Origin of the sequence: Planococcus sp. 11815 (genome assembly GCF_051096385.1) — a bacterium.
GTDB classification, from domain to species: Bacteria; Bacillota; Bacilli; order Bacillales_A; family Planococcaceae; genus Planococcus; species Planococcus citreus.
Window position 1 is genome coordinate 3,066,748 of sequence record NZ_CP096991.1, and the last position, 24,168, is coordinate 3,090,915.

General features: G+C 45.5%; 25 protein-coding genes and 1 riboswitch. Of the genes, 5 read left to right on the forward strand and 20 right to left on the reverse strand.

The window, feature by feature from the left end:
* Positions 1-130: 130 nt before the first annotated feature.
* Together M1Q06_RS15410 and M1Q06_RS15415 are read right to left on the reverse strand one after the other, a co-directional pair.
* The gene (locus M1Q06_RS15410) at positions 131-667 is read right to left on the reverse strand and encodes a hypothetical protein (protein ID WP_404466920.1); all 537 of its coding nucleotides are present in this window, start codon (positions 665-667) and stop codon (positions 131-133) included.
* A gap of 341 nt (positions 668-1,008) precedes the next feature.
* Entirely contained in the window at positions 1,009-1,785 is a 777-nt protein-coding gene (locus tag M1Q06_RS15415) for a DUF2785 domain-containing protein (protein WP_404466921.1), read from the reverse strand.
* A 161-nt stretch (positions 1,786-1,946) separates the two neighbouring features.
* Here M1Q06_RS15415 and M1Q06_RS15420 point away from each other — a divergent pair, with 161 nt between their 5' ends.
* Together M1Q06_RS15420 and M1Q06_RS15425 are read left to right on the forward strand one after the other, a co-directional pair.
* Entirely contained in the window at positions 1,947-2,705 is a 759-nt protein-coding gene (locus M1Q06_RS15420; protein WP_404335249.1) for an alpha/beta fold hydrolase, read from the forward strand.
* A gap of 126 nt (positions 2,706-2,831) precedes the next feature.
* Positions 2,832-3,242 carry a GNAT family N-acetyltransferase gene (locus M1Q06_RS15425; protein ID WP_404466923.1) on the forward strand — a complete coding sequence of 137 codons (411 nt, stop codon included), beginning with the start codon at positions 2,832-2,834 and terminating at the stop codon, positions 3,240-3,242.
* A 172-nt stretch (positions 3,243-3,414) separates the two neighbouring features.
* Here M1Q06_RS15425 and M1Q06_RS15430 read toward each other — a convergent pair whose 3' ends face one another.
* Together M1Q06_RS15430 and M1Q06_RS15435 are read right to left on the reverse strand one after the other, a co-directional pair.
* Positions 3,415-4,407, reverse strand: coding sequence for an NADP-dependent oxidoreductase (locus M1Q06_RS15430; protein WP_434400514.1), 993 nt, complete (start codon positions 4,405-4,407; stop codon positions 3,415-3,417).
* A gap of 62 nt (positions 4,408-4,469) precedes the next feature.
* Positions 4,470-5,318: an alpha/beta fold hydrolase gene (locus tag M1Q06_RS15435; RefSeq protein ID WP_434400516.1), complete on the reverse strand. Its 849-nt coding sequence runs from the start codon at positions 5,316-5,318 to the stop codon at positions 4,470-4,472.
* A gap of 237 nt (positions 5,319-5,555) precedes the next feature.
* On the opposite strand from M1Q06_RS15435, the gene M1Q06_RS15440 reads away from it, so the two are divergent.
* Complete coding sequence (locus tag M1Q06_RS15440) at positions 5,556-6,401, forward strand: GAF domain-containing protein (protein ID WP_121299035.1); 846 nt, start codon at positions 5,556-5,558, stop codon at positions 6,399-6,401.
* A gap of 88 nt (positions 6,402-6,489) precedes the next feature.
* Here the strand turns inward: M1Q06_RS15440 and M1Q06_RS15445 are convergent, their stop codons facing one another.
* Entirely contained in the window at positions 6,490-7,329 is an 840-nt protein-coding gene (locus M1Q06_RS15445) for an aldo/keto reductase (RefSeq protein WP_434400518.1), read from the reverse strand.
* Positions 7,330-7,575: 246 nt separating this feature from the next.
* Positions 7,576-7,724, forward strand: a riboswitch (cyclic di-AMP (ydaO/yuaA leader).
* A 119-nt stretch (positions 7,725-7,843) separates the two neighbouring features.
* Between M1Q06_RS15445 and M1Q06_RS15450 the strand changes: the two genes are divergently transcribed.
* Positions 7,844-9,175 carry a TrkH family potassium uptake protein gene (locus M1Q06_RS15450; protein ID WP_434400520.1) on the forward strand — a complete coding sequence of 444 codons (1,332 nt, stop codon included), beginning with the start codon at positions 7,844-7,846 and terminating at the stop codon, positions 9,173-9,175.
* Between the two features lie 63 nt (positions 9,176-9,238).
* Here the strand turns inward: M1Q06_RS15450 and M1Q06_RS15455 are convergent, their stop codons facing one another.
* The 14 genes from M1Q06_RS15455 to M1Q06_RS15520 all read right to left on the reverse strand — a co-directional run bounded on the left by M1Q06_RS15455 (position 9,239) and on the right by M1Q06_RS15520 (position 22,673).
* Positions 9,239-9,991: an SDR family oxidoreductase gene (locus M1Q06_RS15455; protein WP_434400523.1), complete on the reverse strand. Its 753-nt coding sequence runs from the start codon at positions 9,989-9,991 to the stop codon at positions 9,239-9,241.
* A 27-nt stretch (positions 9,992-10,018) separates the two neighbouring features.
* Positions 10,019-10,516, reverse strand: a complete 498-nt coding sequence (locus tag M1Q06_RS15460) for a GNAT family N-acetyltransferase (RefSeq protein WP_434400525.1) — start codon at positions 10,514-10,516, stop codon at positions 10,019-10,021.
* A gap of 130 nt (positions 10,517-10,646) precedes the next feature.
* Complete coding sequence (locus M1Q06_RS15465) at positions 10,647-11,138, reverse strand: immunoglobulin-like domain-containing protein (protein ID WP_404466937.1); 492 nt, start codon at positions 11,136-11,138, stop codon at positions 10,647-10,649.
* A 199-nt stretch (positions 11,139-11,337) separates the two neighbouring features.
* Positions 11,338-13,257 (reverse strand): FtsX-like permease family protein, encoded by a 1,920-nt coding sequence (locus M1Q06_RS15470; protein ID WP_404466938.1) that lies wholly within the window; start codon positions 13,255-13,257, stop codon positions 11,338-11,340.
* Positions 13,235-14,041, reverse strand: a complete 807-nt coding sequence (locus M1Q06_RS15475; RefSeq protein WP_404466939.1) for an ABC transporter ATP-binding protein — start codon at positions 14,039-14,041, stop codon at positions 13,235-13,237. Before M1Q06_RS15475 ends, M1Q06_RS15470 begins: the two co-directional genes overlap by 23 nt.
* A gap of 101 nt (positions 14,042-14,142) precedes the next feature.
* Positions 14,143-15,165 (reverse strand): sensor histidine kinase, encoded by a 1,023-nt coding sequence (locus M1Q06_RS15480; protein ID WP_404466941.1) that lies wholly within the window; start codon positions 15,163-15,165, stop codon positions 14,143-14,145.
* Positions 15,166-15,179: 14 nt separating this feature from the next.
* Complete coding sequence (locus tag M1Q06_RS15485) at positions 15,180-15,863, reverse strand: response regulator transcription factor (protein WP_404466942.1); 684 nt, start codon at positions 15,861-15,863, stop codon at positions 15,180-15,182.
* 125 nt (positions 15,864-15,988) lie between these two features.
* The gene (locus M1Q06_RS15490) at positions 15,989-17,344 is read right to left on the reverse strand and encodes a tripartite tricarboxylate transporter permease (protein ID WP_404466943.1); all 1,356 of its coding nucleotides are present in this window, start codon (positions 17,342-17,344) and stop codon (positions 15,989-15,991) included.
* Positions 17,344-17,583 carry a hypothetical protein gene (locus tag M1Q06_RS15495; protein ID WP_404335325.1) on the reverse strand — a complete coding sequence of 80 codons (240 nt, stop codon included), beginning with the start codon at positions 17,581-17,583 and terminating at the stop codon, positions 17,344-17,346. Before M1Q06_RS15495 ends, M1Q06_RS15490 begins: the two co-directional genes overlap by 1 nt.
* Before the next feature lie 11 nt (positions 17,584-17,594).
* A complete protein-coding gene (locus M1Q06_RS15500) occupies positions 17,595-18,212 on the reverse strand; it encodes a helix-turn-helix domain-containing protein (protein WP_434400531.1) in 618 nt (205 codons plus the stop codon).
* Positions 18,166-19,455 carry a hydroxymethylglutaryl-CoA reductase, degradative gene (locus M1Q06_RS15505; protein ID WP_434400532.1) on the reverse strand — a complete coding sequence of 430 codons (1,290 nt, stop codon included), beginning with the start codon at positions 19,453-19,455 and terminating at the stop codon, positions 18,166-18,168. The genes M1Q06_RS15500 and M1Q06_RS15505 overlap by 47 nt, the downstream gene beginning before the upstream one ends.
* Before the next feature lie 191 nt (positions 19,456-19,646).
* Positions 19,647-20,210 (reverse strand): dihydrofolate reductase family protein, encoded by a 564-nt coding sequence (locus tag M1Q06_RS15510; protein ID WP_434400534.1) that lies wholly within the window; start codon positions 20,208-20,210, stop codon positions 19,647-19,649.
* A 173-nt stretch (positions 20,211-20,383) separates the two neighbouring features.
* Entirely contained in the window at positions 20,384-21,040 is a 657-nt protein-coding gene (locus tag M1Q06_RS15515; RefSeq protein WP_404335333.1) for a potassium channel family protein, read from the reverse strand.
* Positions 21,041-21,821: 781 nt separating this feature from the next.
* Positions 21,822-22,673 carry a mechanosensitive ion channel family protein gene (locus tag M1Q06_RS15520; RefSeq protein ID WP_434400537.1) on the reverse strand — a complete coding sequence of 284 codons (852 nt, stop codon included), beginning with the start codon at positions 22,671-22,673 and terminating at the stop codon, positions 21,822-21,824.
* 254 nt (positions 22,674-22,927) lie between these two features.
* On the opposite strand from M1Q06_RS15520, the gene M1Q06_RS15525 reads away from it, so the two are divergent.
* Positions 22,928-23,821, forward strand: a complete 894-nt coding sequence (locus M1Q06_RS15525) for an SDR family oxidoreductase (RefSeq protein ID WP_101191909.1) — start codon at positions 22,928-22,930, stop codon at positions 23,819-23,821.
* 56 nt (positions 23,822-23,877) lie between these two features.
* Here the strand turns inward: M1Q06_RS15525 and M1Q06_RS15530 are convergent, their stop codons facing one another.
* Entirely contained in the window at positions 23,878-24,150 is a 273-nt protein-coding gene (locus M1Q06_RS15530; RefSeq protein ID WP_434400539.1) for a hypothetical protein, read from the reverse strand.
* Positions 24,151-24,168: the final 18 nt, after the last annotated feature.

The window sequence follows — 24,168 nt, forward strand, 5'->3', positions numbered from 1 at the left end:
TGTTCACAAAAAATTGTATGCGCTATCAATATGGATAGCCTGTTGTTACGATGATCCAGTGACACATAAATTCAAAATTTTCTCCATTCACCGTCTTAATTTTGTAGTTCACGAACGGCGTCTACGACAGTTACTTTTCACTCTTCATGATTTGATTTGCAAGAACTTCGACAGCTAAAGTTCCATCTACAAGTAAATCAGAATCCGGCTGAATAGTTTCAATCATGTTGAGATAAGCGCGTCTTCCGTGACTTGCATAATGATTCACTTGTGCCACTATTTCTTCTCCGGAACTATTTTGAAAGTCTCTACTAACCCGCCTGGCCAAGGCAAGATCGAGCGGTGTCTCAATGAAGACAGCCAGATCAATAAATTCTTTCATTTGCGTATGTTGATACGCAAACGGATAGTCTAAAAATATGTATTCCAACGGTTGCTTCAGCAATTCCATGAAATCCGCAACAAACGACTCGAGGTTCCACTCATCAGATTCGGCGCCGCGATCGATCCATTCCAAGACATCTTCCGGTCCGTCCAAGTCGTAATCATCAAAGAACAGCGCTTTGGCGTTATTTGTATGTGTGGCCAAATGAGTGGTGAGCGCAGTTTTACCGCCGCCTGAAACACCAGCGATTGCTATAGTGATGGGTTTATTCAAATTGTTCACCGGCTCTCACTCATGGAACTATCGGTTTCCGATTTTTTTCTGTTCCATCTAGAGATAATGACAAATAACACAGCTATTAGATTGACCAAAAACATAATGATGTAATAGAGGTGTGTGTCGCCTTCCATTAGATAAGTGCCGTATCTTAGCGTGTTGAGCGCTAGGACAATGACTAAGAATATATGAGTTTTGTTATTCAAGATCGGCCTCCTTCCACTCTTCTATTTACGGGAGTGTATAAGGATCAGTTCCCAAAACCGCATTAAAGAGTCTTTAAATTTCTGACAGACAGGCCCCTATGCTTTTTTGGAGCGGTAGTAAGTCAGGATCATTATCAATCTCTACATAGAAGTTTTTAGGAATTTCTTGCAGTTGGCGCATAGGTACCAATAGTTTTCTTCTGCTAGTTGGCCTTTTTGCTTTTCCAACTCAAGAGGAATATTTTCTACGAAGCCTTGTATCACTTCGCATGGCAACCCCTGCTTTAACGTATCCAATAGAGGAATCAGGATCCTTTCTTCTTCATCGTGAATATAGACAGAGTCTGTTATAAATATTTTTTTCCATAAGACATTTGCCAGTTCTACATAATCATCAGCTGTGATTTTTTTATTTTTAATGAGTTCATCGAAGGCATCCGCAATATGGGCGATACTATGCGCCCAACCTTTATCAACGACAAATCCCCTCAAGTCTTTTTCGAGAGTGATATACGAAATTAATTGATCCTTCACTTCGGAAATTTGCTCTTTTGAAAGAAAATCTTTCTGGTTATCTGCGTGCAGTATGAGCGCTATTAACAAACTGGTGAACGACCTCGTAAAAACGCTGTCTGTTCCGTATTCGCCTACCCTTTTGAACAGCATTTGTTCTTTTAAACAAGACTTGAGCATCTCGCTCAATATGTCCGCTTCTATTTCATCTCCCAAAACCAGATCACAGAATGCACCATATATTAATCTGTCGCGCAGCTCACCATCTGGGGAGCCGATATGTAACATCATTGATTTTATTAAAATTAATTTATTTTCTTCTCCCCATTTTTCTATTTCTGTGTCTCTTAATATTTGTTTTAACAGCTCCGCTTTTAATGGCACTACATTATTCAAGGCGGCCATAGTTCACCTCCATTTGATTTATGGATAAAATCATCTTCCTTCTACTATATCCAATTATTGTATATACATCCAATCAATTTACAGAATATTGTAGTATAATTAGGGAAATATTTTTTCACGCATTAATTCAGAGGAAGTGCTCGATGAAATGGAGGAAATTTATGACGAAGCAGATGGAAGACGCACGCGTTGATATCGGAGGAATTCAGCTTTATTGCAAAGTGTTAGGGGAACGTACGGATGGACCTGTAATTGTTTTCGATTCAGGGTATGGAGTGCCCACGAGGAGATGGAACAGCATCAAGGCGGAAGTCTCTTCATTTTCCCAACTGCTCATCTACGACCGAGCTGGTCTTGGACGGAGCACTGGAGACTCACGTCCGCACCATAGCCTTCAAAATGTTGCGAATCTGCGCAGCTTGCTTCAAGAAAAGGAAATAAAACCTCCATATATACTAGTCGGCCATTCTTTCGGCGGCTTGAATGTCCGCCTTTATGCAAGCATGTATCCAGAAGAAGTAGCTGGACTGATTCTTTTGGATTCATGCCACGAAGATCATAATAAACTGATGGCTGATGAATTATCTCCTGATATGCAAGCTGATTATTACGGACAGTTTGGAGCAGAAGGCACTTTAGCAGAATTCGAAGAAAGCTTGGAGCAAGTACGGAAATACAAAACACTCGGCGACATGCCATTAACCGTCGTGACCGGCGGCAACCAGCCTGATCATACTGAAGAGTCCTGGAATCACTGGATGAATTTCCAGAGAGACCTAGCCAGTCTGAGTACCAATAGCCGTCACGTCATACTGGAAGATGCGGGACATTCCGTTCATATCGATAATCCACAAGCCGTCATTCATGACATTCAGCAGATGTATGATTCGTTGAAGTATCCTGGAGCAGGAAGCGACTGAAAAACTCATTAGCTTGAGAATAAACGAAAATAATTTATAAAGATGCCTAGTTCTGAAAGGAGGCATAAGACAGTGGAAAAATTGCGTTCACGCTCTTCAAAATAATAATTTTGAGGAGGAAAATTAATGGCCGTTATATTCAAAGAACATAAGCAAATCCCACGGGAGCAGTTGAAAGCACTTTACGAAGATGCTGAATGGTATGCCTATACAAAGGATATGGATCAGCTGGAACAAGCCCTATTATGTTCATTGTATGTATTATCTGCATGGGAAAAAGACAAGTTAGTCGGGCTGATTCGTGTAGTCGGCGATGGGTTAACGATTGTTTATATCCAAGATATTCTCGTGTTAGCAAGTCAGCAAAACAACGGAATTGCTTCAGATCTTATGCACCAAACCTTGTATAAATTCAGCGGAGTGCGCCAAAAAGTACTATTAACCGAAGAAGCGCCGAATGTTCGTCATTTCTACGAAAAGAACGGATTTCGTTCATGTGATGTAGGGACGCTCGTAGCCTTTGCTAAAATGGATTAATGTGAATTTGAAATAAGAAAAAGCGCATTCGATTTTACCGAATGCGCTTTTTGTTGATTGTATAAAGGTTCTTTATGTTCAGGGCAAAACCATTTCACCCCTACCTATTCATTTTCTAAAATGCTTTAAAGAAGTGAATCTCTAGCTTCCTGAAAAGAGTTCCAAACTGCCTTTATTTCATTCGGACAACGACTTTTCCTTTTGCTCTCCCCGTTTCAAGATAATCGAGTGCTTGCAATACATCTTCAAAATCAAATACTTTGTCGATGACAGGAATAATTTCTTTTGATTCCAATCGTTTGGTCAGCAGCTCTAATTGCTCGCCGCTATGCTTCATAAATAGAAAAGTGTAGCGGGTGTTATGTTTTTTCGCCAATTTCATCACTTTTGCGCTAGCCAGTGAAAACAAGAGCTTCTTCATCGTGCCCAATTTTTGTTCTTCTGCAAATCGGCCGGTCGGCGCACCAGAAACCGACACGACCTGTCCTCCATCCTTCAAGACAGCAAAGGATTTCTCCAATGTCGCTCCCCCTAAAGTATCGATAACCGCATCGTATTCCCGGCGAACGTCTTCAAAATTTTCTTGTTTATAATTAATCACCCGGTCGGCCCCGAGTGTTTTTGCCAACTCACTTCCACTGCTTGCTGTTGTGGCCACAAACGCTCCCATTGATTTGGCCAGTTGAATGGCAAAGGTGCCAACTCCGCCGGATCCCGCATGGATCAATACCTTTTGTCCTGATTTCACTTGCAAGATGTCATGCAAAGCTTGATACGAAGTCAATCCTACCAAGGGCACTGACGCCGCTTCTGCAAAATCCAAGGTGGAGGGCTTTAACGTGATATCGTCTTCGTGAACGACCAAGTATTCCGCAAAAGTTCCAATTTTACTGGCTCTGGGACGGCCGTAAACCTCATCCCCCACTTTGAATTTAGTAACATTCGCGCCCGCCTGGATGACCTTGCCGGCAAAGTCGTTGCCCAAAGTCAACGGCATGTCGTACTTCAATACCAATTTTAAGTCTCCCTTGCGGATTTTCGTATCGAGAGGATTTAAACTGGCCGCATATATTTCAATCAACACTTCATGGTTCCCTGCAACTGGCATTGGGCGATCTTGGAAAATCGGCTTTTCCCCATACTTTTCAATTACTAATGCTTTCATCAGAAGCCCTCCGTTTCTTGGAATGGAAAAATCAGCTATCGAACTCAAGTTTCTATGATCAATCAATAAGCCTCTGAGTCGAGGAACTGATTCACATGTTTTGCGAATTCTTTCGGGAATTGGAACAAGTGGCCATGGCCCGAGTCAGGGTAAACGATAAGCTGGGCATTCGGCAGTTTCTCTGTTAAAACATAGCTGTTGGCGGTTGGCACCATGACGTCCGTGACTCCATTTGTGACAAGGACAGGATGGGTAATTTGTTGAAGCCACTCAAATTGCTGATTTTGTTTTGGTTGCGCCCATTTAGCGATTGCCTGCAATTGCGCTTGCTGTACCTGGTCGGAGCTATTGATCGTCTTCTGCGCGAAGATTCTTTGCAGCGAAGCCATGCCCCGCGCTCGGCTGCTTTCAGTCGGTCTGTAGAAGAAGAACATGAAATCTTCAATTCCTTCTTCTTGTGTCCCTCCATTTTTATTCATTCTCTGAACAATTTCGGAGTCTGGGTTAATTCCGGCTTCCGGAGAGGTTCCTGCCAAGATGAGGCGTCTTACCAACTGCCCTTGTTGCAGCGCCACTTCTTGCGCTACCATCCCGCCGATCGAAAAGCCAAGGATATCAACTTTCCCCAGTTCCAGGGCTTTGATGAATTGTGCCGCATCGCTTGCCATCTCGGCTATGGTAGTAGGTGTTTCGCCATTGGTCTCACCTACGCCTTTATTATCGAACAGAATTACCGGACGTTCTTTCGCGATAGGTTCGATCATGTGAGGATCCCAATTTTCGATTGTCCCTCTAAAGTGAATGAAAAATACTAGCGGCACTCCTGTGTCTGCCCCCAATTTTCTGTATGCATAGCGTGTTCCGCCGACTTCGATAAATTCAGAAACGCTTGGAATCGTAAAGTTTGCCATAATGATATTCCTCCTATAATGATTCATTTTTTCGGAATGCGAAATGTTTTTCTTGACCGCTAAAACTGATTTCTATAGTCTTAAGGGCAGAAACACGAGGGGCTGCCCTACTGACTGGACGATAAAAGTGGAGTTTTTATGAAAACCTGAACGACATCAAGTTGCACGTAAAGGAAATGACTCTATACATCAAAGATGACTGGCAGGGTCCCCCCAGGACATGGGGAGGAATGAAAGATGAACGACACACAGAAAATGTCTACACACGATTCATTGAAAGCCGTCTCCTATAAATTATTCCAAGTGATCAGTGATGAACTGGACGTCAACACTGCTTATGTGACGCAGCGCGGACCGACGGCGATGAAAGTAATCAGCTCATTCAATAAAGACCATTATATTATTCCCGAAGGTTATGCCGTGGATTACGACGGCACATATTGCCGCCTGATCATCCAAAGCGACCAGGAAGCAATGCGCACAAAGAACCTCGGCTCTTTCACGTTAACAAAAGACTTGGAAGTGACGCCGCAGCTTGAAGTAAAAGGCTTTCTCGGTGTGACGCTGCGTGATTTCTACGGCGAAGTGTTCGGCACCTTATGCGTCATGGACAAAGAAGAAAAAGATTTTAGCGACCAAGACGTTCATTTCCTCAAGCAAATGGCGGAAGTGCTGTCATATGTCATCCATTTGGATTCTACCTTGGCAGACATCGAGCTGTTGAGCGTGCCGATTATCCCGATCAAAAAAGGCTTAGCGATCCTGTCATTGCAAGGGAATATCAATGAATCACGTTCCCAGAAAATCATGGAAGATACCTTGCATTATGCGGCCGACAAAGGCATCCATTCCTTTATCATCGACTTGTCGCAATTGATGCTGCTGGAAAACCAGTTCCCGGACGTCTTGAAGAATCTGGTGTCAGGCTTGAACGTCATGGGTGTCCAGGTCATGATGACCGGCCTCCCGCCTTGGCTCGTTCAAATGCCGGGCGTGAGCGAACACTTATCACAGTTGAAAACCGAGTATGTCGCCGACATTGAATCGGCGTTGAATAAAATCGGTTACAAACTGGAAAAATAAAAGGAAGCGAAAAGCTCAAGGGCTTTTCGCTTCCTTTTGTTATAGCTGGAAAGGTAAACACTCACCTAATGTCAGTGTCTAGTTCCCTTTAAAAGTCAAAGTTGTCCGGGTCTGGGCCGACACGGCGGTCTTCGTTCAATGCTGAAATCTGTTTCATGTCTTCCTCCGTCAATTCAAAATCGAACACTTGTGAGTTTTCCACAATGCGCCCTTTATGGGTCGATTTCGGAATGGTCACGACGCCATTCTGCAGATTCCAGCGCAAAATAACTTGAGCGACCGATTTATCGTGTTTCGCTGCGATTTTTTTCAGCTCTGGCTGTTCTAGCGCTTCGCCTGCCATGAGCGGCGACCAGGATTCCGCCTGGATGTCGTGTTCGCGGCAGAACGCGAGCAACTTCTCTTGCGTCAAACGCGGGTGGTACTCGATTTGATTGACGACCGGCTTGATGTCCGCATCTTCCATCAGGTCTTTCAAATGGTGGATCTGGAAATTGCTGACGCCGATTGCGATGACCTGCCCGTCCATATAGAGATGCTCGAGCGCTTTCCACGCCTCTTTGTATTTGCCTTCAACGGGCCAGTGGAGCAAGTACAAGTCCAGATACTCCAGCCCCAATTTTTTCAGGCTCGTCCCGTAAGCTTGGATGCCGGACGTATAGCCGAAATCGTCATTCCATAGTTTCGAAGTGATGAACAAGTCTTCCCTCGAGATCCCCGCCGCTTTGATTCCCTGGCGTATCCCTTCCCCAACGCTTTCCTCGTTTCCGTAAATGGCGGCGGTATCGATGCTGCGGTAGCCGTTGACGATCGCCGTTTTGACGGCTTCAGTCGCCTCAGGCCCGTCTTCTACCCGGAATACGCCCAGGCCGAGCCATGGCATTTCGCTTCCGTTATTTAATGTGACAGTAGCTTGTAAGTTTTTCATGAATGATGTCCTCCTATTTCTTATCTAAAGCAATAAACTTACTATACCCACTTGCCTAAGAAACTATCGTATGCGAATGAAAATACGATAGTTAATCTATAATCATTTCTTTTCGACTAGGCCATTTATTATTTAAAAGTAATTTATAACCACCACTAATTGGATAAAAAATTCAACTTAGACTCGCAAATAGCGTTGACTTTTTCAAATAGAGGCGTATATTTTAGCTTGTACAACAGAATCCACCTTTTATTATCGCTGAGACAGAATGAATTTCTGTGCGGGGGAACCAATTCGATCGCAACTTGATCTCGGGGTGAATCTTCAATTTGAAGAAGGGGTACTCTCCATCCCTAATCCGACAGCTAACCTCGTAAGCGTAGAAAAGAGAGAAAAGGTCTATCTCAGACCGTTTCTTTGAAATGGTTTTTTTGTGCTCAAATTTAAGGGAAAAGAGTGGAAGAGAAATGAGATGGACATCATGCCACATACTGAAGAATAGCTGGCCACACAGATGAATAAAACCTATCTATTGAAGAAAATCCATATGTCACCCCCACAAGTGCTGTCCATCACTTTTCTGGTGGCCATCTTTTTTGGGGCCATCCTGCTGTACTTGCCTGTCTCAACTACGGCTCCGATTTCTTTTTTGGATGCATTATTTACCGCCACTTCCGCAACCACAGTGACGGGCCTTGCCGTTCTCAGCACAGGAAATGATTTTACGCTGTTTGGCCAAACCGTCATCATGGTGCTCATGCAAATCGGCGGGCTTGGTTTGATGACGTTCGCCGTGTTAATCGTCATGCTGTTGGGAAAAAAGATCGGATTAAGGGGACGGATCTTGGTCCAACAATCGTTCAACCAGTATTCACTCGGCGGCATGATCCGCCTTGTGCGAATTATCCTTCTTTTCACTTTCGGCATCGAAGCGATAGCTACTGCCTTTTTGGCCGTTCGCTGGGTACCCGAATACGGCTGGGGCTTCGGGCTGTTCACCAGTGCTTTTCACTCTGTCTCTGCATTCAATAACGCAGGATTCTCGTTGTGGGATGATTCCTTGAGCGCTTATGTCGGAGATCCTGTCGTCAATATTATCATCACTACGCTGTTCATCACGGGCGGCATCGGATTTACTGTCCTATACGATATGTGGAGCGCCAAAGAATTCCGGCAATTATCGCTGCATTCGAAAATCATGCTGACCGGGACACTCGCCGTCAATCTCTTCGCCATGCTGTTCCTATTCGTGTCGGAGTACGGCAATATGGAGACGCTTGGGTCGATGCCGCTCGGTGATAAGATATGGGCTTCCTATTTCCAAGCTGTTACCCCGCGTACTGCAGGATTCAATTCCATCGATATCGGCAGCATGGAGACCGGTTCGATCGTGCTTATTTCGCTTTTAATGTTTATCGGAGCGGGCAGTGCCTCGACGGGGAGCGGCATCAAGCTCACCACTTTCCTAGTTATCATTTTGGTGACCGCATCCTATCTGAATGGAAAAAAAGAAGCTGTCATTTTCAACCGCGCGATTCCTTCGCACTTGCTGGAACGGTCTCTTGCGATTGTGTTCATCAGCATGACCGCAATCTTTACCGGCATTTTGATCTTAAGCTATACCGAAAATGCGCCTTTCGAATGGATCGTTTTTGAAGCGTTCTCAGCTTTCGGGACAGTCGGACTGTCGATGGGCTTGACCGGAGACCTTTCCAACATCGGCAAATTCGTCATTATGATTTTGATGTTCATCGGCCGAGTCGGCCCTGTGACACTAGCATTCGCGTTGGCGCGCCAGCATCGGGAACCCATTCGCCATCCGAAAGGCGATATCTTTACAGGTTGACCTTGGATTAACTTAAATGAAAAAGCTGCACCCCAAAATTTGGGTGGTGAAGCTTTTTTGGCGTTAGCTTCTCAGAAACCCGCCTTCCGAATGAATCACTTGCCCGGTGAGCCAGCCGCCTTCCTCGCTGGCAAGAAACGCGATCAAGTTTGCGGCATCTTCGGGTTTCCCGATGCGCCCCAAGCCGAATTTCGGCCGCAGGTAATCCCGGATGTCATCATCCATCCAATTGGTGTCGGTCGGTCCTGGATTGACGGCATTCACGGTGATGCCCAGTTCCGCGAGTTCGGCGGACAAAGATGAGGTGAATGCCGAAATCGCGCCTTTTGTTGCCGCATACGCCAAGTTCCCTGGCATCGGCCCCTGATCCTGTCCGGAGGTTAAATTAATGATGCGCCCATCTTTTCGGCCGGTTTGTTGAAATTCTTTTGCGAATTCCGTGGACAATAAAAACGTTGCTCTCATATTCACCATATAATGATCGTCCAAGATCTTGCCGGTCAGATCCGTATAGTTGGAATCGATTGAATGTGCAGCGTTATTGATAAGGATATTCGGAAATCCGATAGCGCTTGTTATATGCGTCAGGTTAGCTGCTTTGGCATCCTGTTGCGCTAAATCGACCTCCGAAAACTCACAGCGTACGCCAAGATCCAGGATTTCTGAACGGAAGCGCTCTGGAAAGCCAGTCGCTGCTTGCCAGTGGGTAAAGAAAATATCTGTTTCTTGCTGCGCCAGTTTGCGGCACACAGCCGCTCCGATTCCGGTGTCGTTACTGACGCCGGTGATCAATGCCGTGCTTTTTGATTTCACCAAGCTGATAGCCTCCTTTTGTGCAGCTTATTAAAGCAACTTTGCCATATAATACTCATCCACATAGCCATCATTGATGAACAGCGAATCCCGTTTCACGCCTTCAATTTCGAGCCCCATCTTCTGATATAAAGCGACTGCTGATACATTTTCTGCTATCACTGTCAGTTCCAAACGATGGAGATCGACGGATTTTGCCCAAGCGATCACATGGGAAAACAAAGCCTTTCCGACACCTTTGCCGCGGCTATCGCTATGAACACCCATCACTATATAAGCGCGATGTGAAATTCGTCGGGGGTTCTCATTTTGCACAATCAAGTATCCTAGAACTTGATGTTCTTCGCACGCAATAAAAACACCTGACTTTTCATTGGCACTCAACACTTCGATGAACTTTGCGAACGATTCGGGTGAAATTTGCCGTTCACCCGGATTGAACATCATATATCCTGAATCCTCAGCGTTTTTGATGACCTCCACGATTTGTTCTGCGTCGCGGCTGTCAGCTTTTCGAATTTTAATCACAGTTACACTCCTATTCTGTTACAAAGCGTTTCAAGTTCATTCAGCTTTAATATTTCCTGGGAAATAATCAGTGTATAACTATATACCGCTTTTCTACTCTAGAATCGATTCCATATTTCAATATCTCTGACTACTTCTTGATTTCCAACTCCGCCGCTAGAGCAATCTCCTCTGCTCCTTCATTAATATAAAAAGTTTTGACGATTCGGTACGTGCCAGTCGTCAGCTCATAGTCCAAAAACTCAAGTGGCATCTCCTGCTCCAGGTTCTCTCCCGCCCCCAAACCCAAACCAATATCCGTAAAAGCGAACTGTTCTCGGTAAGGAACTTCATACCATGTGCCTTTTTGAAATTTCTCCAGCACTCGCTGCTCACCGAATCCGACAGTACTTGAACCCGAGTTGGAAATGATTAATATTATCTCATCGACAGGAAGAGTGTAATTTTCTTCATCGCTTTGCATTGAAATTGCAGTTTCTCCATTGGTGAAGGTATTTGGCAAGTTTTCGTGAGAAGAAGGGTTTTCTAGAACTTCTTTCTTTTGATTTGTTTCAAACAGTGAACAGCCAGACAGTAATAAGAGCGAAGTTAATAGAAGAATGGTTAATTTTTTTCCGATCATCTTCCCACCCTTCGACAACTAGTGATTAATTAACTAAATTCTACCATTTGTTCAATACAATAGATTCCTATTTTTATAGATTATCTCATTCCATAATAGTAAGGTCTTCAATTATTGAATCTTCTCCAATTTTCTTTAGCGTTACTATATTAACTAACAAAAAGCACGAAAGAAGATTACTTCTTTCGTGCTTTTCATTCTATAATGCCGCTTTGACCGTCTTCTTGTAATACCCGACCGCCAGTACGGCGAATACCAGATAAATCAATGCATAGACACCCATTGCCACCGATGCCGGGAACAGGATGTCGGTGCGGAACAGGAACGATGCCGCTTGAATGGCAAAGATGGAATGCGCCAAGCCGATCGCCAGCGGAAGCCCGAAGACAAAGGCCTGTTTGCGGACGATGCCGCGCATGATGTCTTTGACCGTAAAGCCGAGTTGACGCAATGTCGCGTAGCTTTGTTTTTCCTGTTCGGCTTCGGTCATTTGCTTAAAGTACAGGATGCTTCCGGTCGAAATGAGGAACACCAGTCCTAAAAATCCAGCGATGAATATGAGCAAGCCATTGGACTGAACAGCGTCTTCATAAGACGAGTAATAATCGACGTGAAGATCCGAAGTTTTATATTTGTCCTGCTGGTAGATAGCGGATGCTGCGGCCATATCCTCTTCCGCAATGTGGAAACCGTCCATTTGCTGAAGTGCCGTCTCACCTGACTCACCCGCCAATTGCTCTTTCAGCGTTTGGTAGGTTTCTTCGTTCACCACGATTTGGCTTGTGAAGAATGACCAATTGAGCACATTGTATTGGGCGATTTCCGTAATAGACAAAGTGGTTGGCACTTCGTCTTGGAAGGCGAGGTCAAACGGCAGATCCACCGAATTGAAAAGCGTCGAGACCGATACGTCATGGAAGCTCGCTTCACCGTTTGCCGGCACATCAACGTCGAGACCAGCTTGCTGCAATTGTTCGCTGCTGAGCACAGCGATGTCTGTTGCCCGTTCTAAAAACGGAGCTGGCTTTTCTTCGAATTCAGCGGGTACGACAAAAGTTTCCACTGCTTCGCGTTGATAGGAAATCCCGTTGCTCTCGAGTTCCTCGCTGATTTCATCCGCTAGTCCGGCTTCATTTTCAAACATAAAATCAAATGGCATGATGGCCTGTGTTTCCCGCTCCGTTGAATAATACATGGAATAAGCTGCCGCGGTCATGGTCAAGGTCATCGCCGACAGCACCGTGATGATGGTCAGTGAATTGGCATTGCTTTTCATGCGGTGCATGAGCGGCGCCAACGATAAGCTATTCTCGAGTCCGAGGTGGCCGTTTTTACTGCGGCGGATGCGGTACAGCAGCCAGCTGATCGTCACCCGAAACACCAAATAAGTGCCGAGGATGACCGTAGCCAAGACCGCCAGCATATTAAAGAACAGCATCTCGTTCAACATGCGGCCAGATAGCCAATAGCCGAACGCGATGAGCCCTATGCCCGACAACGCCAATAGCGCGGAAACGGCGGTCTTCGGCTTTCGGGGGTGCTGCTCCTGTTTTTCCGAATTGAACAAGGACAGCAAGGAATTGCGATACACCGTAAACACCATCTGGATGGTCGTCAACACGAAAATAGCGAGGAAGACAAAGAAGGTTTGCGTGACCGCAGCTGTAGAGAATGATACTTCAATAAACGCCTCGTAGCCGATCAGCTTCATGAGCAGCAATAAAAAGACACGGGACACGAGCATGCCGACTGCAATCCCGACAATCAGCGCCATGATGCCAAGAAGCATATTCTCGAGGATCAATAGCCTGGCGACGGCGCGCTTAGTTAGCCCGATCAATTGGTATAAGCCGATTTCCCGGCTTCTTCTTTTCAGGAAAATGGCATTGGCATAGACGATAAAAATGCCTGCGATACCGATCAGCAAAATTCCAGCCACCTGAAATGCGGTACCCATTGTCCCAGTGCCTTGTTCAGCCACTGCCGCATCGTGCTGCAAGGTCGCGAAGACGAAATACAGCACCACACTGAGGATTAATGCGAAAAAATACAGGTAATAATGCTTGATGTTTTTACGCATGCTGCGTTTGACGAGATCAAAGAGCGTCAACGCTGTCACCCCCGAGCACAGCCTGCACATTCAGGATTTCCTGGAAAAAGGCTTGTCTCGTTTTGTCTCCCTTGTACAGCTCTGAATAGACATTGCCGTCTTTGAGAAAAACGACGCGGCTGCAATAACTCGACGCCAGCGGATCGTGTGTCACCATCATGATCGTCACGCCTTGCTGCTTGTTGACGTCAGCCATCGTTCCGAGAAGCGATGACGCGGATTTCGAGTCGAGCGCGCCAGTCGGTTCGTCGGCAAATACGAGAGAAGGCTGGTTGATGAGTGCACGGGCTGCTGAGGTGCGCTGCTTTTGCCCGCCTGAAATTTCATGGGGATATTTATCCGCCAGTGCTTCAATATCGAGGATTTTTGCAATCGACTGGAACTGGGATTCCGCCTCTTGTTTCTTCATCTTCCCGAGCGATACTGGCAGCAGGATGTTTTCTTTCACCGTCAAGGTATCGAGCAAATTATAATCTTGGAAAATGAAGCCGAGCTGGTTTCTGCGAAAAGCAGATAGTTCAGCATCTTTCATCTTGGAAATATCGACGCCGTCGATCAAGATTGTGCCTTCCGTCGAACGGTCGATGGTGGCGAGAACGTTGAGCAAAGTCGTCTTGCCTGCCCCCGACGCGCCCATGATACCCACGAATTCCCCTTCCGCCACGCGCAGATCGATGCCTTTCAGCACTTGCTGGACATTGCCGCGCGCACCGAAAGATTTCCGGATATTGTGCGCTTGCAACACGGTTTGCTTGCTTGTTTTTGGTGTGATTGTTTTATTTTCTGTGGTCATGTTATGGCCTCCCTGTAAACTTCTCCCCTTATCTTACTGCGCAACAATCGCCGGGTCGTTTGATTTGTGTGACAAACCAGGAGGCTAATGTGACGATGATGTCACTTACGGATATGGTCAAAGTCGTTTTCCAGCGGGAACGCGATTTCCATCGTAGTACCATGCCCGGTCCGGGAATCTGCTGAGAGCGTGATGCCGATTTTATCCGACACCGTTTTCGCCAAATAAAGCCCGAGCCCTGTCGCCGCGTTATGGAGCCGCCCTGTGCCGCCCGTAAAGCCTTTATCAAAAATGCGCGGCAAGTCGTGTTCAGGTATCCCCGGCCCCTCGTCTTGAACCCTTAGGATGCTGTGGCCCGTACTGTCTGTGCGCGCTGAAATATGGATCGTGCCGCCTTGCGGGCTGTACTTCACTGCGTTCGATAAAATTTGGCGCAAGACGAAGCGGCCCCATTTCTTATCGCTCATGACGAGTATATCCAGGCCCTCTAATTCAATTTCCAACTGTTTCTCCCTGCACCACGCCATCAATTCACGGACTTCAGGAGCCACTATGTCTTTTAACATCACCTTATCCACTTCATAATCGGCTTCTAGAGAAGACAGCCGTGATATGTATAATTGTTGGTCGACCAGCAAGTAAAGGCGCAGCCATTCCGCTTCGATCCGCTGCATGCCCGGAGCCGAGCGATTCGAATCGATCAACAGGCGGATTGCCGTCAGCGGCGCTTTCGCTTCATGAACCCATGCCGCTGTGTAATCTGCTTGGATGAGGTTCTGCTGGCGCAATTCGTTTAATTGCGCCGCCATCGATGCGGCAGCTGTCTGCAGTACTTCGTTCATCTGCTCATCGCGCTTGAACTTCGCTTCCGGCAAAAGCTCATGCCAATCGGCTGCTGCTTCGCCTTCCAAACGCACCAGTTGCCGGCTATAGGCCGTTTCTCTTCTGTAGCGCCAGATGATGAACACCGCCAGTGCAATGAGCAGCAATGCATTCATATACAGCAGCGAAGAAAGTTCGACCGCAAGGCCTGCATCGAGCCAAAGAAGTGCATCCGCAGCTCCCAAAGCCGCAATAAAAAAGAAGATCCAGCTTTTTATATCCTTCACATAAGCCCAAAACATCGAATCCCTCTTTCCTATAAGGTGACGGCCACGTAGCCCAATCCTTTTTTCGTCAAAATGGCATCGCCGAGTCCCAAATCCGCCAGCTTTTGGCGCAGCCGCGTAATGTTGACGGTTAACGTATTGTCGTTGACGAAACGCTCATCGTCCCATAGCTTTCGGATGATCTCATCACGGGAGACGATTTCATCTCTCGCTTCGACGAGCACTGTTAAAATGAAAAACTCGTTTTTCGTCAGTTCAGCTTCCTTGCCGCCGAGCCGGATGATGCCGCGCTTCAGATCGATCATGGCACCGTTCCATTCCAATATGTCAGAAGTTTCTTCGCCGTAGGAATACACCCGTCTCAACGTCGCCTGGATTTTCGCCAGCAACACATCGGAATGAAACGGCTTCTGGACATAATCATCTGCCCCCATCTGCATCGACATGACCATGTCCATCGGATGGTCGCGCGAAGACAGGAAAATGATCGGCACTTTCGAAACCGCCCGGATTTCACGACACCAATGGAACCCATCATACACTGGGAGCTGGATGTCCATGATGACCAATTGCGGCTTCTCAGTCATAAAACTGCCCAGGACATCGTCGAAAGAATCAGGGCCGACCACTTGCATCCCCCATTTGCCCAAGCTTTCCTTCAAGGATTGGAAAATCGCCTGATCGTCTTCCACGATGAAAATCTTCATGTCCATTTCGCGCACTTCCTTTCGTTGCGATTGTTTCCTCCATTCTAATGGAAATTCGAATGGACAGGAAATGAGAACGCAAAACAGGACGCCCACACGAAGCGGAAGTCCTGTTATTTACATAATCATATTTAATTTCCGACAACCCCTAATAGCCAAGGAGCTGCATATAAAATCATAAACATGACACCGTAGTTGACGCCATGCCGGTGTAAAAGACCGGAAACCAAAGCGATTAAAATTACTCCAAAAATATTGACCCACCCGGCATCCATGAATGCCAACATCACGACGAGGCCTGCAAATAAACCTATCATCGCTTCATGTGGAATGTATTTAAATACAAAAGAACATATTTCGTTCGAATATTTAATAGTTGCATAAAACGTAATGAACAAAGCAATCGCCGCTCCTACAACACTCGCAAAAACAATTTCACCCATCGATAAAATATGATGGATATTATTCTCAGGCGTTAAAATCGGCGGGGCATTGAATAAAGCATTCGCCGGGCCGATAGCCATCGGTGACAGCGGGAGACCTATTGCTAGTAACGGGATTAATGTACCGGAAAGATATGCGGCATTGGTGAGGCCATCCATAGAAGAAATCGCTCTTGATGCCCGCTTTACAGGATCTTTGATGTGCCTGGTTAAACTTTCCCCTAAGAAAATTGTCATACCTACTGGAGACAAAAAGAAAGTCAGTGTACCAAGAGCACTCGTTAAAGCGGAAGTACCTACCTCTTGCTTAGTTAAAATTGAGAAAGGATTGGGGAATCCTTTTACCGGTTTAGGCTTTTTCAAGGATATTTCTTTAAAACCTAAAATCTGGCTGGAGTTACGGCTTTCTTTATTCGTCAGTTCAAATAACTTAAAAATAATCGGCCCGATTGTGATCCCTAAGAAAAAGGATACAAAGACAGTAGTTTCGGGCGGAACAATTCCAGTGTCCCAATACAAATGGCGAAGACCTTGTATTAATAATGCAAATGGAAGAATGATGACGAGTGATAAAAATTTACTCGATGACATCAACGCTAGAAATACGGCGCCTAAGAAGAAAATCAATCCAGAATGGGCGCTGATTGCTTCTGCATACGGGATAATCAGTGAAGCGACCAACACACTGAATGGAATGGAGACAAGCGTTCCGATAACAGATCCCGAAGCCATTTTTCGGATACTAACATCAGGAAGTCCATGCTTTTTAAGCACCATTGCATGTTCAACCATCGGCGCTGCCATGACTCCTCCAGGAATCCCTGCAATGGCTACTGGTATGGAATCAGTTAATTTCTTAGCGACAATTGCAGAGATGAAAAAGGCCAAGACAACCTGAGGCGGTACTTCCAATAAGACAAGAGCCAATGTAACCGGGGCTAAAACGGCTGTTTCATCAGTTCCCGGAGCAACTCCGATGATGGTATATAAAACAGCTCCCCCGACACTAGCGGCCACCATCAGTAACAGAATAGTTATATCCATCAGGAATCCACCTCTTCTTCCTTCGTTATATGCCGTTTAGGCTTAAAAATAAAACTGCAGATAATAAAGGCGACAATTCCACCGACAAGGCCAAAAATCAAAGGAAGGGGTTGGTCGTTAGGGGCTAATAAATATCCCCCTAAGGTTCCTGCTATCGAAGCTATCATGGATATCAACAAATCTTTCAAGCTGACATTATCTCCCCAGACATCATAGAAAATATCATTTCGGTTTTCCATCGCTTACCTCCTTATTCTAAATGCGCAACAAAGACAGACAGGACTTTAGCTTCTTGGCTATTCACTGGTAAAAACACATGAGGCGTAGTGCCTTTGAAATATGCACTGTCGCCTGCTTTCAAATATTGATCTTTACCGTCAAAGTTCAGGTTGATCTCTCCTGAAAGCACGAGGATAAATTCATCTTCCGAGTGCGTATAGGGCTGTAGATTTTTATTCTCTGGCAGCACACTGACAATAACGGGTTCGATCTTGCTATTGGCTGAATGATTGGCAAGCGGTTCATATAAATAGCCTTTTTCTTCTCCAGCCGCTACTGTTTGCCGCTCTTCTTTTTTCATAATAACTAGCGGTTCACTTTGATCTTCTTGAAGCAACCAAGCCAAACTTACACCGAGTGCAGCGGCAATCTTAGAGAGTGTTGCGATGGCTGACCCTGTTTGGCCATTCTCGATTTTTGAAAGCAAGCTATTTGTAAATCCGCATTTTTCTGCGAGTTCTTGCTGCGTCATATTTTTTTTGCGCCTTAATTCTTTTATTTTCTTGCCAATTTCTTGGGAATTCATAAAATCATCTCGCTTATCATTTTTTTTCGGCTTGTTTGAGCAATTCCGTTGCCCGATCGACATGCACATCTTTTTCTGACACCATCTGCTGGGTTAGCCAGTCAATCTGATCTTTTCGAGCACCGGCTTGAACAGCGATGTTTCTCGCATGGAGTGCCATATGTCCCCTTTGGATTCCTTCCGTTGCCAGTGCTTTAATAGCTCCCATGTTTTGAGAAAGTCCAACAGCTGCTATTAGCTGGGCCAGCTCTGAGCTTGTTTCTATTCCCATTAACTTCAAACACAACTGAGCAGTCGGATGCGTTTTAGTGGCTCCGCCGACAATTCCTACAGCCATCGGCAATTCAAGCGTCCCATGTAAGCGGCCATCCTCCACCACCCATTCAGTCAACGCACGATATTGGCCATCTTGAACCGCATAAGCGTGAGCCCCAGCTTCAATGGCCCGCCAATCATTTCCTGTGGCCACAATCACTGGATCTATTCCGTTCATGATTCCTTTGTTATGCGTCGCTGCCCGATAAGGATCGACAATCGCTATTTCATTTGCGAGAGCCATTCGCTTGGCAACTTCTTCACCGGAGAAGCCCTCTGTTTCTAAATGCTCCACTGGAATAGATACTTGGGCTTTGGCCAATCGATACGAAGCAAGATTGCTCAAAATCCGCAACAATACTTTTCCACCAGTAATTTGTTCTATTTCTGGAGTCAACTTTTCCGTCATTGTATTGACTGTATTTGCCCCCATTGCATCTAGTACATCTACAATTAGGTGAATAGCTAAAACGTTTTGACCATCTCGTAATTGAAGCGAGCGCATTTCAATATCTCTTGCACCTCCGCCCAAACGTACTAATGTTTTGTCGAAGGAGTTTGCCATCTCCAATAATCTCGGTTTAGCTTCTCGTATCTTTTCCTTAGCACCTTCTGTATCTTCCAACTCAAGAACATGCATTTGAGCAATCATCAAAGAACCTGTGTAGGAGGTACGGAACCCGCCAGATTTCCGTGCAATACGTGCCATGTTTGAGGCAGCTGCAACAACAGAAGGTTCTTCCACTGCCATCGGAATAAGATAATCTTTATCGTTAATGGTGAAATTAGTGGCGATTCCGAGCGGGAGTTGGAAAGTTCCTACAACGTTTTCGACCATCCGATCTGCTACTTCCAAGGGCAGCCCCTGAGTTTCTGTGCTTATTTTTTCAAATTCTGCTTCTTCTATTTCGAATGAATTCTTTACCAATTGAAGACGTTCCTCAATTGATTTGTTATAAAATTGGACAATACGTGAAGTGAATTTCTCCATAATAGACCTCCTATTTTATTTTCATTCAATAAAGTTGAATTTAGTTCAACTATTTGACAAAAAAATAAAGCGCTTTCATAAGAAGATTATCATTACAAAAATCAATTATCAATGTTTTTTGAAAATTTTATTTATAGTCTTGATTTATTAGATTGAAATGCTCGTTAATGTCGCGCACAAGAAAAAAGCCGTCAGAATTTTTTTGACGGCGACTTAATGACTTTATAGTAAATCTCCATTTGCTCATCCGTCTCAATCGTCCGGATTTTTTCCAATTGAATCTCCATATCATCCAGGTGTTCGAACATGCGGGTTCCAGTACCAAGAAGCACTGGAGCGATGGCAATTTGCAGTTCGTCCACCAGATTTGCACGCAATGCTTGCTGGCCGACATCGGCGCCAAGTACAACGACATCTCGCTCCCCTGCGGTGGCTTTTGCTTTCCGGACTGCTGTCTCTATGCCGTCCGTCACGAAGGTGATGCTCAAATTGTCATTTTCTTTCGGATGCTTGGCCGGCGGATGGTGCGTCAGGACAAAAATAGGCACCTGGAATTCATAATCGTCGGCATAGGCATCCGGGTCGTCCGTCATATCATAGGTTCGCCGGCCCATGATGACCGCTCCTGTATTCGCCATCACCTCATTGATTTCATCATTGGGCTTGAAGCTTTCGTAAAGCTTGTCGAGTTTTCCATGACGGTCGCTGATGAACCCATCGAGAGAGGTGATCATTCCAAAACAGACTTTTGCCATATCGCGCACATCCCTTCCTAATGTTCAACGAGTCTCTTTGCTAATCAATTCCTCTTCGCACATCATTCTCCTTCTATATATTAAGTACTTAAATTTTTATCAATTAAAAAGAGAGGCACACTTCCATCGAAGTGTGCCTCTCTTTTGGGATTTGCCCGAATTCAATAGCTGTTCTAAATTCCTTTTTCTTCAAAGCGCTTCAAATCATTACGATGTCCCATAGCGACCAGCACATCGTTCAACTTTACTTGATCGTCCGGCATCGGCGCGACATTCACTTCATCTCCGCGCTTGATAGCCAGGATTGTGCATTGGTATCTTGCACGGATGTCCAGTTCGAGCAAACTTTGATTCATCAATTTCTCGGAAGCCACCAATTCGATGATGCTATAGTCTTCCGATAAATCGATATAATCTACGACTTTCTCTGAATCCATATGATGGGCGATGCGGATGCCCATCTCTTTTTCCGGCTGGATGACGCGGTCCGCCCCTACCTTCTCGAGAATCATTTGGTGCTGCACGTCTTTCGCTTTGACCCATACGAGCGGAACGCCAATTTCCTTGAGCATCAATGTGCACAACACGCTCGTTTGCATATTCTCGCCGATCGCCACGACTGCGTGTTCAAAATTCCGTACTCCAAGTTCCCTCAAGCTTGCTTCGTCTGTCGCATTCGCCACAGCGGTATGGGAAGAAAAATTTCTCATCATGTCGACACGTTCCGGCGATGAATCGATTGCCATGACATCATGTCCCAGATTGAACAGCTCTTTGCAGATGCTGCTGCCAAATCTCCCAAGGCCGATCACGATAAATTGCTTCTTCAAGTCATTTCCTCATTTCTATATTCCATAAAAAATTAGGGCCAAAGCTGCTCTGGCGATGAATATATTTAATATCGATTCCAGCTCTTTGTGAAGCCTCTCAATCGTTATGTTCAATTGACTAAAATCTACATCTGTTGAGTAATATTGTCAATATTAACAATAGGAAGTTTTTTCTTTCAGAAGCGGAGCTGATATACAAGAAAAAACACCATCCCCTATTCAAAAAACTGGGAATGATGCCTTCTAACCGTAGTCAATATATTATCCTTCTAAAAGTGTCCAGGCAAAATAATCAAGCTGCCTTTTCTTGTAGATTTAAATTTCAATAGCCATTTAGCTGCATGTTCTTTCGTTATGCAACTGGCATTGTACTTTTCTTTGCATACTCGCTATTGTGCTGTTTGTACATTCAATTAAATAAAATATTAATCTTTTATTCCCACTAAACTGCTGCGGACATTTCCACAACTGATGAAAAACTTCTGTTAGGACGCGCTCGCATTCCGCTTGGTCGTTAAATTTTCGGTAACAGACTTTCCAAAGCAATAAATAGTATTCATCGTATATCAATTCCAAGGCGGCTTTGTCTCTAAACTTCAGTCTTTCCAACAATTGTCCATCCGTAGTCATTTAGCACCTCTCTCTTCTTATTCAAAATACCCATTAAAAGAGAAGTAAAACCCTATATTCATTATAATATTAGGATAATAAATTAGGCGTTCATAATAAAAAGGATCGGCACTGATTAGACAATGCCGATCCTTCACTTTCTATTGTTCGCTTATGACTGGACAGGATTCCCCAAACCTTTGTGAATCGTGACCTGATGTGGGAAAGGGATTTCGATATCATGGGCATCGAGTGCTTCCTTAATGGACTTGCGCAACTCGCGCTCGACTCCCCATTGCTCTCCACTTTTCGCTTTAGCGATGATGCGCAGCGTTACATCAGATGCACCGAACGCCTGGACGCCGATGACATCCGGCCCTTCGACGATGGCAGCATTGTCTTTCCCAACTTTTTCACATACCGTTTTTAGCACGGCCATTGCTTCGTCGATGTTTTCGTCATACGATACGCCAATATCTACGAGTGCACGCATATTCCCACGGGAATGGTTGCTGACAGTCGTAATATCGCGGTTCGGAATGAAATTCAAGGTACCGTCGAAACTGCGGATTTGCGTCGTCCGCAACCCGACTGATTCGACCACGCCGTCAATGGCTCCAACCGTTACATAATCGTTGACGTCAATCTGTTTCTCCAGCAATAAGAAGAAGCCGGTGACCACGTCGCTGACGAGGCCTTGTGCGCCAAAACCGATCGCAAGGCCGACGATTCCTGCGCCGGCTATAAGGCTGGCGACGGACAGTCCGAATATATTGAACAAAGTCGCAACCAAAATAAAGATCAAAGCATACGAGAAGACGTTTTCCGACAACGCGCGAAGCGTCAAAGCGCGGCCATTGGTCACGTCGCCTTTTTTCGTCAAGCGGTCAAACGAGCGGTTGATCAGCTTTTTCCCGATTGCCCGCACAATCACGAATGCGATTAAAATCCCGATGACTTGAGCGGCAATGATTCCCGCCTCAACTAATAAATTTCCCCAGTCAATATCAATAAAATCAAACAAACAATCATTCCTTTCATTTTCTTGCGCTGCATTGAATAAACTCTAAGCGGCGCCGCTTCTATGTATTTACCTGTTTCTTTATAACATATATGAGAGCATCATTTCATTCCTGCACCTTGAATTTGAACCGTTTATAGAGCCCTTTCACTTTTTTGCCAATTGGAACGCTTACATTTCCACTAAAGGTTTCACTCTTGTTTCAAGTGGTAGATAAAGGTAGAAACCAACTATTACCAACCTGAGGAGAGATTGAAATGGCGAATATCCAAAACCCTAGAACGCAATATACAACGGAAGATTTTCCGAAACAATACCAGGAAGCCCCTGGCGTGCAAAACCAAATGACTCCTGTGCCGGACTGCGGCGAGAAGACGTATAAAGGTTCAGGCAAGCTTGAAGGACGCAAAGCGCTAGTAACCGGTGGTGATTCCGGAATCGGCCGTGCTGCAGCCATTGCATACGCTAGAGAAGGGGCAGACGTGGCAATTAATTATTTGCCAGCAGAGCAATCCGATGCCGATGAAGTGAAACAATTAATCGAAGCAGAAGGCCGCAAAGCCGTCTTGATTCCCGGCGACTTGAGCAACGAAGCGTTCAACAAGGAAATGGTTGAAAAAGCGAACACTGAACTTGGCGGATTGGACATTTTGGCACTCGTAGCCGGCAAGCAGCAAGCCGTCAAAGACATTGCCGACCTTCCGACAGAACAGCTTGAAAAAACATTCCAAGTCAATGTCTATTCCATGTACTGGACAGTGAAAGCGGCGCTTCCATACCTACCAGAAGGCGCGTCGATCATCACGACAAGCTCAGTTGAAGGCTTTGACCCAAGCCCGATGCTGCTGGATTATTCAGCAACGAAATTCGCGATCATCGGCTTCACTAAATCCTTGTCTAAACAATTGGCGGACAAAGGCATCCGCGTCAACTCCGTCGCGCCAGGCCCAATCTGGACAGCGCTTCAGATTTCCGGCGGACAGCCTCAGGAAAACATTCCTGAATTCGGCAAAGGCACACCAGAGACGCCAATCGGCCGCGCAGGCCAACCGGCAGAACTCGCTTCTGTCTATGTCTTCCTGGCTTCCATCGAAGCTAGCTATGTTACAGGACAGATCTACAGCATCACTGGCGGCATGACGACCGCTTAAGTTAATATTCAAAAAGCGTGAGGTACCGAATCAATCGGTGCCTCACGCTTTTTTCATTACATATTTTTGAGCCACGTCATCAGGCGCAAAATCTCGAAGGGTTCTGCCCAGGTGATGACAAAAAGGATGACGAAGAAAATAGAGAGCGACCAAACTTTCAATTGCCCCGGCTCTCTTTTCAACACGGCAATGAAAACGGTGCCCACCGCTCCAAACAGCAGCAGGAAACCGATAAGTGCAAGCGGCTCGGAATACCCAGAGATCAAACGGTTGAGCATGAGCAATAGACTTCCCAAAATGATGAGTCCAATTGAATATTTACTGAACATCTCGTCTCCCCCTTTTTC